A 12,662-nucleotide genomic window follows, 5' to 3' on the forward strand; every position below is an offset into this window, starting at 1 on the left:
AAGATTTGCCGCAGTATCAAAATGTATAAACCCGGCCGGGAAAGCTTAAGAAATTCTTCAGAAAATTTCTATGGATTTACAGGCCGAACCAGAGTAAAATCTTTTTGCAAAAGAAATGCCGCCATAGATAGAATCGAAAGAAAGGGGGGCCGCCAAGTATGGAACAGTATTGGCACGACGAGCGGACACGCCGCCGAATGCTGGCAGTGCCCATCATTTATTTCATTTTTTATGTGATCTGCTTTGCACTGCTGGAGGAATATGTGCGGCCCAAATTCTGGATTGCCAGCGAGCTGGACGCCTATATCCCCTTCTGCGCAGCCTTTCTGATCCCTTATGTGGCCTGGTTCCCCCTGGTGCCAGGGATGTTCTGGTACTTCTATAAGCGGGAGCCGGAGAGCTTTCTCCACCTGAGCCGGATGACCATCATCGGCCTGACCATCTGCCTGGCCATTTATGCCCTCTTCCCCAACGGGCAGCTCCTGCGCCGTCCCATCATCGGCGATGATATCCTCAGCCAACTGGTCATCCTGCTGCGCAAGACCGATACGCCCACCAACGTCTGTCCCTCCATCCACGTGTTCATGACGGTAAATGTGGCTCTGTCCGGTGCCCGGTCCCGGGCGCTGAGTATGGAGCGCCGGCGGCAGGTGTCCCTGATGGTGCTGTCGGTGCTCATCTGCCTGTCCACTGTCTTCCTCAAGCAGCACTCGGTGGTGGATGTGGTGTGCGGCGCCGCCCTGGCCGTGGGCCTGGACGCGGTGCTCCGCCGGAGCAGTGTGGGCATGGGGATCTTCCACGTCCTTGTCCCCCGTAAAAATACAGCCATGGAATCCTGAACACGGCCGGGGGCCGAGGACGGGCATGGACCCGGACCGGTCGCCGCGCTCTTTTGAGGTTTGCAAAAGTCTGACAGCATGCGGTATAGTTGTTCCGACTATGCCGCATGCTGTTTTTGCGCATCGGAAAAAGGCCGCCCCGGCGGGCGGACATGTCAAATGGAACTGGAGTGTGTACACCATGAAAATCATATTGAGCGACCGTCCCCTGTCCCTGGATCTGGGGAACAGAACGGACGTGGTCTGCTTCGACCTCTCCCACATGAAGATCGCCCCCTGTGTGGGCTGCTTCGGCTGCTGGACCAAGACGCCGGGCAAGTGTGTCATCCGGGACGACGCGGTGCAGGTCTATCCCCGCCTGGCCGAGAGCGACACCGCCCTCTATGTGAGCCGGGTGCGGTACGGCGGGTATGATACAGTGATGAAAACCATGCTGGAGCGGGCCATCCCCGTCCAGCAGGCCTTCATTCGCCTTCTGGACGGGGAGACTCACCATGTCCAGCGGGCGGTGGTGCCCAAGAAGGCCACCATCGTGGCCTACGGCGCCCGGGACCGGGAGGAAGAGGACCTCTTCCGGCGGCTGGTGGCCCGAAATGCCAAGAATATGTCCTTTCAGAGTTATGAGATCCGCTTCACCAATGAGGAACAGGTGGAGGCGGCGGTCCGTCAGGAGGTGGAGACATGGGTGTGAAAAAGGTTTTGATTCTCAACGGCAGCCCCCGGGCGCCCCGGTCCAACTCCCGGCGCTACGCGGCACTGTTCACCCAATTCTGCGGCCTGGAGACCGAGAGCATGGACCTGCTCCGGGCCGATCCCAAGGCGGTGGCCGAGCGGCTCGAGGCGGTCAGCGACGTGCTGCTTGTCTTTCCCCTCTACGCCGACGCCATCCCGGTGCCGGTGCTCCGCACCTTCAAGGCCATGGAGGAAGCGCCGTCCAAAAATCGCCCCACCCTGTCGGTGCTGGTGAACTGCGGTTTTCTGGAGCCGGAGCAGAGCGACGTGGCCGTGGCCATGGTGGAGCTCTTCTGTAAGCGGATGGGCTGGCCCGTGGGCTCGGTGCTGGAGATCGGCAGCGGAGAGGCCATCCTGGACCAGCCCTTCCGGGTCTTTGCCCGGTGGAAGATCAGGACGCTGGCCCGGGCGGTAACGGCGGGAAGGCACCGCCGGCTCAAGGTCACCATGCCCATCAGCAAAAAATTCTTCCTGAAAGCCTCCACCAAATATTGGACGGACTACGGTGCCCGGAACGGGGTCACCCCGGAGCAGATGGCAACCATGGAGATCGAGGGACAGCGTCCCTCCTGAACAGGGAAAAAGCCGGCTTCTCGGACGAGAAGCCGGCTTTTTGCTGCCGATATGCGGTTAATCCATCTGGAGGCTGGCCAGGAACTGGCGGGCGCCCCGGGGGGTGCGGCTGGGGAAGCGCATGTCCCACTGGATGGCCCGGCGGCGAAGCTCCTCCGGGTCCATAGGAAGGCCCCGCTGGGCGGCCAGGGACTGGACCAGGTCCAGGAACTCGCCCTTGGAGAGGGCCAGATAGGGGATGCGCAGGCCGAAGCGGTCGGAGAGGGCGGTCTTTTCCTGGATGGTCTCCTGACGGTCCACCTCGTCCCCCTGGCGGTCAGAGAAGGTCTGGCGCACCAGCAGGCGGCGATTGGAGGTGGCATAGATGGCCACGTTGGCCGGCCGCCGCTCCAGACCGCCCTCCAGGATGGTCTTGACCACGGAGTAGGTGTGGTCGTCCTGGTCGAAGGCCAGGTCGTCGATGAAGAGGATGAAGCGCTGCTTGCGGCCGGAGAGGCTGCGGATGAGCTCGGGCATGCCCCGGAGACCGTCCTTCTGGATCTCGATGAGCCGCAGGGCCTCGAAGCCGGGAATGGAGAGAAGGGTCTTTACCGTGGCTGACTTGCCGGTGCCGCTGTCGCCGTAGAGAAGGACGTCGTTGACCCGTTTTCCGGCCAGGAAGGCCCGGGTGTTGGCAATGACCTGTTCCCGCTGGAGGCCATAGCCCATCATCTCCTCCTCCTGGGGAGTGTCGGGCTCGGCCACAGGGATGAGGGTGCCCTCCGACCACAGGAAGGCCCGGTAGCGGGCGAAGAGCCCGGCGCCGTGGACCCGGTAGAAGCCGGTGAGGTCCTCAAAGGTAAAGGGGACGGTGTTGTCCCACCGGGGCAGGGCGGTTAGAACCGGCCCGAATTCCTCCGGCAGCAGGGCGGTCATCTCGGCGATGAGGGCGTCGCAGTCCAGCCCGGCCAGCCGGGAGAGAGTATCGACATCACGGCGGGCGGCCCCCTCCAGGGCAAGGTCGGAGCCGCCCCGGTCCAGCAGGGCGGGGTAGGGGGACTCGGTGTAGCGCAGACGGTCCCACAGCCAGTCCCCAAGGCCGGCCTTGCCCGCCTGGCGCAGGCCGTAGAAGATCTCGGTGTAGGCGTCCAGAGCCCCTTCGCCGTCTCCGGCGTCCAGGGCATCCAGCAGGGCCCGGACCCTGACCATCAGCGGCTCCCGCAGCAGGTCCCGGCAGGTGGTGAGCCCCAGCAGAGCGGGGCGAATGGTCTTTGTCATAGTCGTGCTCATGGGTATCAGATCCTCTCTCTGACGTGTCAGTCTTTTTCCCACTTCAGGATCTCACCGGTGAAGGCGTCCAGATCAGCCTCGTATTCTGCACCGGCGATATCCCGGAATTTTACTTCATAGATCATTTTTCCGTCGTCCTCGTCCAGCTTGACCTCCTCAAAGGAGGCACCGGGCAGGCGGTCGGTGACGATGGCCTGGATCTCATCGCGGGTAAGCATCTCCCCGGAAGAGGGAGCGGTAGAGACCGTGGGAGCATGGGATGCAGGCGCTTCGGACACAGGGGGAGTGGACACGGGGGCGTTTCCGGTGTCTGTGGGGGAAAGCGCCGTGCCGCCGGAGAGCTCCTCCAGCTTTTCAGCGATGATCTCATCCACCTCCTCCCGGAGGTCCCGGCCGTGGTCGGCGCTCTTGCTGTTCACCGCCACATCCACCTGGGCGCCGTCGCCCAGGTAGCCGCCGGCCCACAGGTCGTCCAGCAGGGCCTCCACCGTGGTCTCCAGGTCCCAGCCCTGATAGGAGCGGCCTTCCAGGATGGGCCGGGCGTCCTCGGAGAGGGCGTTGACGGACTTTACCTGATCCCGGCGGTCCAGCTCAATGGCGAAGGCGGGGTTCACCCGCAGGTCCACCACGGAGTAGACCTGGAAGAACTGGAAGTAGGCCCACAGTCCGGCACAGATCACCAGGGCGCAGATCACCAGGGCCGCGGCGGCCAGGGGAAACCGCCGCCTGGGGGGCAGAAATTCCTGTCGGGTCACGTAGTCGTGGACCTCCAGGGGCTGTACCGGGATGTCGGCCATGGCCTGGAAGTCGGGCTGGGGCAGCTGCTCCGCCGCCCGGCGGAGGGAGGTTTCGATCTTGTCGTTCACAGGCGCACCCCCTCTTCGGTGAGATAGCGTTTGAGTTTCTTCAGAGCCCGGTTGTAGCGGGAGAGCACCGTGGACAGGGGCAGGCCCAGGTCCTGGGCGATCTCCCGGTGCTTGAGGCCGGAGACGGCGTGGAGAAGGACCACCTGCCGCTCCTCATCCCCCAGGGCCTTGAGGGCGGCGGCCAGCACCAGCCGGTCGGTGGGGTCGGAGATGTAGGAGAAGCGGGCGTCGTTCTCCAGGTCCTCGGGGGACTGGCCGTCCCGGGACTGGTTTCTCTGCAGGTCCCGGCACAGGTTCCGGGTGATGGTGAAGAGCCAGGCCAGGGGCTTGCCCTGGGGCACATACAGGTGGGCGGCGGCCCGGACCTTCAGATAGACCTCCTGGGTCACGTCCCGGGCATCCTCCGGGTCCCGGAGGATGGAGAGGGCCAGGGCGTACACCGCCTTCTCGGTCTGGACGTAAAGGGCCTCCAGGGCGGCCCGGTCCCCCTGCCCCACCCGGGGCAGCAGGCCCTCATCCAAAGGCTGATCGGAGCGGCTGCGCTTGGCCAGGCCCTCCATAGTCATGTAAAGGAACACGGGCGTCCCTCCTTCCTCAATGGCCGCCGGTACCGGGAAAAGGGCGGCACGTAAAATTATCATACCACAGAAGGGGAAAAATGGGAAGGGCGACTCCGCCCGCATCCCTATAACGGAGCAGGACCGCATTTTATCGCAGAGCAAAAAAAGACCGCCTGAGGGCGGTCTTTTTTCGTGTCACGTGAGAAAAACGGCAATGAGGGGTTCCTCCGGCGCAGGGCAGGGGTCCGCTGGAAGGACGGTGATCTCCCCCTCTGACAGGGTCTCCTCCTCCGCGGGCGGCGTCACGGTGATGATCTCCCCCTCACGCTCCTCCGGCAGGACAGAGGGACGGGTGAGAGAGAAGCCGGGGTCCCGGGCCAGCCACTCCTCCGGCACCGGCAGGGCAAAGCCGCACAGGGCTCCCAGGGCCAGGCAGACGCAGGCCACGGCACCCACCCTCCAAAGTTTCCGCAGAACCATCCAAAGACCTCCTTTTTCAGTTTCTTTATGCTTTTAGACGTAAATGGGAGGGAAAGGTTCCGGGGAAGTCAGCTTTTCCGGGCCTCCTCTCCAAGCTGGGCGGCCTTGAGCTCCCGGAGGACGCCGATGCCCATGGGCAGGGCCACCAGAAAGGAGCACAGGTCGGAGAAGGGCTGGCTGAGCTGGATGCCGGTGATGCCCAGGACGTTGGGCAGGATGAGGATGGCGGGGAGGAAGAAGAGCCCCTGGCGGCACATGGCCAGCACGGTGGCCCGGAAGGACTGGCCGATGGTCTGGAGGGTCATGCTGGAGGGGAAGAACCAGGCCAGGAGGGGGAAGGTAACGCACTGCATCCGCAGGGCGGCGGTGCCGATGGCGATGACCTCCCGGTCGTCGGCCCGGAAGATGGCCATGAGCTGGGGGGCAAATACGTAGCCCAGTACGGCCAGGGCCACGCCGCCCACGGCGGCCGCCTTGAAGAAGAAAAAGAAGGCCTCCCGTACCCGGCCGTAGAGCTTGGCGCCGTAGTTGAAGCCGCATACCGGCTGATAGCCCTGGCCCAGGCCCAGGAGGGCGGAGCTTGCGAACATGGTGATGCGGGAGACGATGCTCATGGCGGCGATGGCGGCGTCGCCGTACTCCCGGGCGGCCACGTTGAGGAGGACGGTGGCCACGCTGGCCAGGGCCTGCCGCCAGAAGGAGGGCAGGCCGCCGGTGAGGATGCGGCGGTAGCGGTCAAGGGTGGGGCGGAAGGCGGCGGGGCTCAGCCGCAGGTTGCCGCCCCGGAAGGTGCCGCCCACCAGCAGGCAGAAGCCCACGAACTGGCTGAGGATGGTGGCCAGGGCGGCGCCGCCGGTGCCCATGCCCAGGAGGAAGATGAAGATGGGGTCCAGGGCGATGTTCAGCACGGCGCCGGAGAAGATGCCGATCATGCCGAAGACGGCGCTGCCCTGGAAGCGGAACTGGTTGTTGAGGACCAGGGAGGCCACCATAAAGGGGGCGCCGATGAGGATGTAGAAGACGTAGTCCTTGGTGTACTGGGCGCTGGTGGCGGTGGCGCCCAGAAGGTTTACCAACGGGTCAAGGAAGAGGAGCCCCAGCACTCCTAATACGACCCCCAGAAAAAAGGCGGAGTAGAAGGCCACCGCCGTCATGCGCTGGGCCTCCTCCCGCTTCTGCTGGCCCAGGAGGCGGGAGACGTGGTTGCCGGAGCCCTGGCCAAAGGTGAAACCGATGGCCTGGATGACGGCCATGAGGGGGAGAGCCACCCCCACCGCCGCCGTGGCGCTGGTACCGATCCGGCCCACGAAGAAGGTGTCGGCCATGTTGTAGAGGGAGGTGATGAGCATGCTGATAATGGTGGGCACCGCCATGGTGGACACCAGCCGGGGGATGGGGGTCTGGGTCATCTGGGTAAATTTATCCGCCGTGGGCCGAAACAGGGACACGTCCGCTCACTCCTTGCTTTTCACGGTATCGTGCTCAGTATAGCATGCAAATAATTGCAGACGCAACTATTTTGACGATTTTCGGCGAAAAAGGAAAAAAGGTCCGCTCCGCCCGAATAGGGCGGGAGCGGACCGGTTTTTGTCCTCACATGATGTCGCTGTCCACGGTGATGTTGTCGGTGCCGTGCTCCTCGAACTCGGCGATATAGGCGTCGATGCGGGAGGCCAGCTCCTCGTAGTTGCTGTCGTCGATGGGCACGTCGTCCATATCCCGGCGGGCCAGGTCCTCGGCCAGAATGTCGAAGAAGACGTTGTCCTCGTAGTCCATGATGGCCTCATGGATGCCGCCCTCGGCAAAGGCCCGGGATGGGATGACCTCTCCGTTGTAGACCTCAGCCAGGATGGGCATGCCCTCCTCCTTGGCCTTTGAGAAGAGAAGGCTCTCCACCTCGTCATAGTCCGGGATTCGGTCGTCGCCGCGGGTGGAGTTGAGGATCCAGTTCCCGATATACACCATATCCAGCAGCCGCCGGTATTGTTTTCGTGTCAATTCCAGCTTCATGGTTGAGACCCTCCTTTACAGGCAGCGTACAGGCTCTGTGACGGATGGACCGGGCCGGACAAGGTCCGGCGGGGTCATGGGGCCGGAGTGTCCTCCGGCAGATAACATTATAGTATATTTTCTCCACTTGTCAAAGGGTACTCCCGGGAAGGGCCGTGGAAAATCACACTTGTTTTTCCCCGGGGTTTCGCATATGATAGTTTCTACTGGACCGCCGGAGAACGGCGGGGAATGTTTGCTGCGGCGGGAGGTCTTTTTGTGGATAATCGGCCCATTGGCGTCTTTGATTCTGGTCTGGGCGGTCTGACGGCGGTGCGGGAGCTCCAGCACCTGCTGCCGGGGGAGGACATCATCTATTTCGGTGACACCGGGCGGGTGCCCTACGGCGGCCGCTCCAAGGACACCATCATCCGCTACGCACGGCAGGACGTGGCCTTTCTGCGGACCTTTGACCTGAAGGCCATCGTCATCGCCTGCGGCACCGTGTCCACCACGGCGCTGGACGTGCTCACGGCGGAGAACGACATCCCGGTGTGGGGCGTGGTGGAGCCCGCCGCCCGGGCGGCGGCTCAGGCCACCCGGAACGGCAAGGTGGGGCTCATCGGTACCCAGGCCACCATCCGCAGCGGCGCCTACGAGCGGCGCATTGCCCAGGGTGCCCCCCAGATCCGGGTCATGGCGGCGGCCTGTCCCCTCTTTGTGCCCCTGGTGGAGAACGGCCGGTTCCGGCGGGGGGACATCGTGGCCGAGACGGTGGTGGGGGAGTACCTGGAGCCCTTCCGGACGGCGGGGGTGGATACCCTGGTGCTGGGCTGTACCCACTACCCCTTGCTCACCGAGATCATCGGCGACTATATGGGGCCGGAGGTGACGCTCATCGACGTGGGCCGGACCTGCGCCGACGCCGTGGCCCGGCACCTGACCGATATGGACGCCCTGAGCCGCCCCGGCCGGACCGGGGAGAGCCGCTACTACGTCAGTGACAGCGCGGAGGACTTCTCCCGCCTGGCCTCGGTCTTTCTGCGGCGGGACGTGGAGGAGTCGGTGACCCAGGTGGATATCTGGAAGTATTGACCGGAAAAAGGGGGGTAAAACCCGCTGGAAGTGCAAAATTGTGGAAGGAGCCTCTTTACATCGGGATACACTTATTATATAATAGCCGCCGTCCCCCGCGGCGGTACCGCGGGGTCGAATTCTGCGTAGATACCGAGGTAATTTCCCAATGGATAAAAGCGTGATCATTTCCATCAAAGGGGTCCAGAGCACCGACGGGGAGCAGCCGGAGGTCATCGAGCTGGTCACCGAGGGCAAGCTCCTGGACTGCGGCGACGCCGGTTATACTCTGACCTATCAGGAGAGCCAGCTCACCGGGCTGGAGGGCACCCTCACCACCTTCCAGGTGGAGCCCGACTGCATCACCCTGATGCGGGTGGGGGAGGTCAACTCCCAGATGGTCTTTCAGCCCGGACGGCGGCACTTCTCCATGTACGAGACCCCCTACGGTGCCTTGTCCGTGGGCATCAACACCAAGAAGATGCACGCTGCCCTGAACGAGCGGGGCGGCGAGATCGAGATCGACTACGCCATCGAAATTGACCATGCCGTAGCCGGTGAGAATATGTTCCATATCGACGTGAGAGAGAAGGAACCTATCCTGGCCCAGTGAAGGTCGATCTCGATGGGCACGGCGCTTGCCCCGATTGATAAAGAGAAAGGTGAAGGTGAAGGAAGAATATGGCGAATCTCATCCAGGCCGCCAAGGATCAGGTGGCGGCCCTTACCCAGCAGGCTTACGAAAAGGCGGCTCAGGCGGGGCAGCTCCCCGGCGGGCTGGAGGTCAAGGGCTCCGTGGAGATCCCCAAGGACGTCTCCCACGGCGACTACGCCTCCTCCTTCGCCATGGCGGGGGCCAAGGCCATGCGCATGGCGCCCCGGGCCATCGCCCAGATCATCTGCGACAACCTGGCCCTGGAGGGCAGCTTCTTCCAAAAGGTGGAGATCGCCGGCCCCGGCTTTCTGAACTTCACCCTGGGCCCCAAATGGTACGGCCAGATCATGGCCGACGTGGAGGCCGAGGGGGAGCGCTACGGCCAGAGCGACATCGGCCACGGCGAGAAGGTCATGGTGGAGTTCGTCTCCGCCAACCCCACAGGTCCCATGCACATGGGCAACGCCCGGGGCGGCGTGCTGGGCGACACCCTGGCCAACGTCCTCTCCCTGGCCGGTTATGACGTGTGGAAGGAGTTCTACGTCAACGACGCCGGCAACCAGATCCACAAGTTCGCCGTCTCCATCGACGCCCGCTACCACCAGCTCATCCTGGGGGAGGAGAACTTCCCCTTCCCCGAGGACGGCTACCACGGCGATGACATCAAGGAGCTGGCCCAGGCCTTCCGGGACAAGGAGGGCGAGGGCTGGCTGGACAAGCCCGAGGCCCAGCGCCAGGAGGCCATGGCCCAGTTCGGCCTGTCTGTGAACATCCCCAAGATGAAGAGCGACCTGCTCCGCTATAAGATCGAGTACGACCAGTGGTTCCTGGAGTCCGACCTCCACAACAGCGGCTATGTGGCCGAGACGGTGGGCATGCTCACCGAGAAGGGCTGGACCTACGAGAAGGACGGCGCCCTGTGGCTCAACACCACCGAGCTGCTCAAGCAGAAGTATATGGCCGAGGGCAAGACCCGGGAGCAGGTGGACAAGCTGGATCTGAAGGACGACGTGCTCCGCCGGGCCAACGGCTTCTACACCTACTTCGCCGCCGACATCGCCTACCACCGCAACAAGCTGGAGAAGCGGGGCTTCCAGAAGGCCATCAACATCTGGGGCGCCGACCACCACGGCCACGTGGCCCGGCTCCAGGCTGCCCTGGACGGCCTGGGTCTGGACGGCTCCCACCGGCTGGTGGTGGTGCTCATGCAGCTGGTCAACCTGCTCCAGGACGGCCAGCCCGTCCGCATGTCCAAGCGCTCCGGCAAGGCCATCGCCCTCCACGACCTGCTGGACGAGATCAGCGTGGACGCCGCCCGGTACTTCTTCAACTCCCGGTCCTCCACCTCCCCCCTGGACTTCGACCTGGATCTGGCCGTCCGGGAGGACTCGGACAACCCGGTCTACTACGTCCAGTACGCCCACGCCCGCATCTGCTCCATGGTGCGAAAGATGGCCGAGGAGGGGATCGCTGTCCCCGCCGCCGCCGCTGTGGACGCCACCCTCCTCACCGAGCCCGAGGAGAAGGCCCTGCTGAAGGCCCTCTCCGAGCTGCCCGAGGAGATCCGTCTGGCTGCACGGGACTATGATCCCTCCCGGATTAACCGGTACCTGGTGGAGCTGGCGGGCAGCTTCCACCGGTTCTACAACACCTGCCGGTGCATGGTGGATAACGCCGCCCTCCGGGACGCCCGGCTGAAGCTGGCAGATACCACCCGGGCCGTCATTGCCGATGGTCTCAAGCTGCTGGGCGTGTCGGCACCTGAGAAAATGTAATGCGATATGAGCACGCCAAAGGGGCTCCGGACTTGTCCGGAGCCCCTTTTTGAGCATGCTCGCCATAAAATGTCGGAAATAACAGAGATGATATTGTAAAAAGTGCACAATTTCGTAGGCGAAAAACTAGAGTGTTCGGAGAAAAGAAACGGGGGCGTTGCAAATAAAAACGTGCTCATGTTATCATCGAATTGCCTTTACCAGGAAGGAGGAATGCCGGGATCAAAAAAGCCCCCGCAGGCGTCTGAGGGCGCCGGACTCAAATGAGACTATTTTTTTGAGTAACAGGAGGAAGGAAATATATGAAAAACCGCAAGAGCAGCAAATTGCTTGCCCTGGGCCTGGTGTTCGCGCTGGGGCTGGGTATGTCCACCGCGCTGGCCGCCGTCTCCGTCGCACCTGCCACCACCAAGGTGACCGTGGACGGACAGGCTGCGTCCGTGGAGGCGTATAACATCGACAACGGCAGCAACTACTTCAAGCTCCGTGACTTCGCGTCCAATCTGGACTTCGGTCTTACCTGGGACGCTGCCACCGATACCGCTGCCATCGATACCACCGCCCACTATAAGCCCGATCCCACTCAGCTCATCACCGGCAACTGGGCGCCCGCCACCCGTGCCCGCATCCAGTCCGTTATCGACGAGAATGCCGGCAAGGGCCGCTATGTGGTCTTCGATTTCGACAACACCTCCGTGATCTTTGACGTGGAAGAGGCCCTGCTCATCTACCAGATCGAGAACCTGGCCTTCAAGATTGCCCCCGCCGACCTGGAGGGCGTGCTGGAGACCCAGATCCCCGACCTGAACACCCCCGTGGGCAAGACCGTGGACGACAAGGATGTTACTGTGGCCCAGTTGGTGGCCGACATCACCAGCGACTACAAGTGGCTCTATGAGAATTACGAGGGCTTCGGCACCGGCGGCAAGTATGACCTGAACTACATCCACGCCACCAACCAGTATCAGGATTTCGCCGCCAAGCTGCGTTACATGTATACCTCCGTGGGCGACACCTTTGACGCCTCCGTGTCCTATCCCTGGGTTACCTACCTCTTCACCGGCATGACCCCCGACGAGGTCTATGACCTGGCCGCCGCCTCCCACAAGTACTGGGCCGACTACGGCCGCTACGCCACCGAGACCTGGACCTCCCCCGTGGAGCTGCCCGGTGAGGCCGGCGTGGTGTCCATCAGCTTCACCACCGGCCTGACATTCACCGATGAGCTGAAGGATCTGTACGCCACCCTGATGGCCAACGACATCGACGTGTACATCGTCTCCGCCTCCTTCATCGATGTCATCCGCGCCGCCAATGAGACCATGGGCTACAACGTCCCCGAGGATCACGTCTTTGCCATGCGCAACGTGCTGGTGGACGGAAAGTATACCAACGAGTATGACTACAACTGGGGCGGCGAGGGCAAGTATGCCCAGACCCAGGCTGCCGGCAAGAGTACCATCATCACCAACTTCATCGCCCCCAAGTATGACGGCGTTGGTCCCCTGATGGTCTTCGGCGACAGCGCCGGCGACTGGAACATGATGACCGATTGGATGGAGAAGGGCGACACCGTCCTGGGCGTCATCTTCAACCGTTACCGCAAGCCCAGCAGCGATCCCATCTGGGAGGGCTCCAACGAGGCCGCCCAGAGCATCGGCAGCGCTGATGCCCGCTTCGTGCTCCAGGGCCGCAACGAGAACACCGGTGAGCTCCGTCCCAGCGAGAAGTCCATCCTCCTGGGCACCACCGAGGAGGTCCTGGTCCGTCCCGCCCAGTAAGGCGCCGGACCGGCCCCTGAAAAAGGAAAGACAGGAACGCAAGCGCCCCGGCCAACGGCCGGGGCGCTT

13 protein-coding genes are annotated in these 12,662 nt (G+C 63.1%); 7 read left to right on the forward strand and 6 right to left on the reverse strand.

Annotated elements, in window-relative coordinates; genetic code table 11:
- Nucleotides 1-158 precede the first annotated feature (158 nt).
- From ACTNBK_RS00215 to ACTNBK_RS00225, 3 genes are all read left to right on the forward strand, one after another.
- Nucleotides 159-839: a phosphatase PAP2 family protein gene (locus ACTNBK_RS00215; protein WP_441142595.1), complete on the forward strand. Its 681-nt coding sequence runs from the start codon at nt 159-161 to the stop codon at nt 837-839.
- Between the two features lie 181 nt (nt 840-1,020).
- Nucleotides 1,021-1,530 carry a flavodoxin family protein gene (locus ACTNBK_RS00220; RefSeq protein ID WP_441142597.1) on the forward strand — a complete coding sequence of 170 codons (510 nt, stop codon included), beginning with the start codon at nt 1,021-1,023 and terminating at the stop codon, nt 1,528-1,530.
- Nucleotides 1,521-2,144 carry a hypothetical protein gene (locus ACTNBK_RS00225; RefSeq protein ID WP_441142599.1) on the forward strand — a complete coding sequence of 208 codons (624 nt, stop codon included), beginning with the start codon at nt 1,521-1,523 and terminating at the stop codon, nt 2,142-2,144. The genes ACTNBK_RS00220 and ACTNBK_RS00225 overlap by 10 nt, the downstream gene beginning before the upstream one ends.
- 57 nt (nt 2,145-2,201) lie before the next feature.
- Here the strand turns inward: ACTNBK_RS00225 and ACTNBK_RS00230 are convergent, their stop codons facing one another.
- The 6 genes from ACTNBK_RS00230 to ACTNBK_RS00255 all read right to left on the reverse strand — a co-directional run bounded on the left by ACTNBK_RS00230 (nt 2,202) and on the right by ACTNBK_RS00255 (nt 7,329).
- Entirely contained in the window at nt 2,202-3,401 is a 1,200-nt protein-coding gene (locus ACTNBK_RS00230) for an ATP-binding protein (protein ID WP_441142601.1), read from the reverse strand.
- A gap of 38 nt (nt 3,402-3,439) precedes the next feature.
- A complete protein-coding gene (locus ACTNBK_RS00235) occupies nt 3,440-4,279 on the reverse strand; it encodes a PepSY domain-containing protein (RefSeq protein ID WP_441142603.1) in 840 nt (279 codons plus the stop codon).
- Nucleotides 4,276-4,857 (reverse strand): RNA polymerase sigma factor, encoded by a 582-nt coding sequence (locus ACTNBK_RS00240; protein WP_441142604.1) that lies wholly within the window; start codon nt 4,855-4,857, stop codon nt 4,276-4,278. Before ACTNBK_RS00240 ends, ACTNBK_RS00235 begins: the two co-directional genes overlap by 4 nt.
- A gap of 177 nt (nt 4,858-5,034) precedes the next feature.
- The gene (locus ACTNBK_RS00245; RefSeq protein ID WP_441142606.1) at nt 5,035-5,319 is read right to left on the reverse strand and encodes a hypothetical protein; all 285 of its coding nucleotides are present in this window, start codon (nt 5,317-5,319) and stop codon (nt 5,035-5,037) included.
- A 68-nt stretch (nt 5,320-5,387) separates the two neighbouring features.
- Nucleotides 5,388-6,767: an MATE family efflux transporter gene (locus tag ACTNBK_RS00250; RefSeq protein ID WP_441142608.1), complete on the reverse strand. Its 1,380-nt coding sequence runs from the start codon at nt 6,765-6,767 to the stop codon at nt 5,388-5,390.
- Between the two features lie 145 nt (nt 6,768-6,912).
- Entirely contained in the window at nt 6,913-7,329 is a 417-nt protein-coding gene (locus ACTNBK_RS00255; protein ID WP_294515668.1) for a hypothetical protein, read from the reverse strand.
- A 258-nt stretch (nt 7,330-7,587) separates the two neighbouring features.
- Between ACTNBK_RS00255 and murI the strand changes: the two genes are divergently transcribed.
- The 4 genes from murI to ACTNBK_RS00275 all read left to right on the forward strand — a co-directional run bounded on the left by murI (nt 7,588) and on the right by ACTNBK_RS00275 (nt 12,593).
- The gene (murI, locus tag ACTNBK_RS00260; RefSeq protein ID WP_441142610.1) at nt 7,588-8,403 is read left to right on the forward strand and encodes a glutamate racemase; all 816 of its coding nucleotides are present in this window, start codon (nt 7,588-7,590) and stop codon (nt 8,401-8,403) included.
- A 148-nt stretch (nt 8,404-8,551) separates the two neighbouring features.
- Nucleotides 8,552-8,995: a DUF1934 domain-containing protein gene (locus ACTNBK_RS00265; protein WP_441142612.1), complete on the forward strand. Its 444-nt coding sequence runs from the start codon at nt 8,552-8,554 to the stop codon at nt 8,993-8,995.
- Nucleotides 8,996-9,063: 68 nt separating this feature from the next.
- Nucleotides 9,064-10,812: an arginine--tRNA ligase gene (gene argS, locus ACTNBK_RS00270; protein WP_441142614.1), complete on the forward strand. Its 1,749-nt coding sequence runs from the start codon at nt 9,064-9,066 to the stop codon at nt 10,810-10,812.
- A gap of 302 nt (nt 10,813-11,114) precedes the next feature.
- Entirely contained in the window at nt 11,115-12,593 is a 1,479-nt protein-coding gene (locus ACTNBK_RS00275; protein WP_441142616.1) for a haloacid dehalogenase-like hydrolase, read from the forward strand.
- Nucleotides 12,594-12,662: the final 69 nt, after the last annotated feature.

It is taken from the genome of Intestinimonas sp. HCP28S3_D6 (assembly GCF_052065695.1).
Taxonomy (GTDB): Bacteria; Bacillota; Clostridia; order Oscillospirales; family Oscillospiraceae; genus Intestinimonas.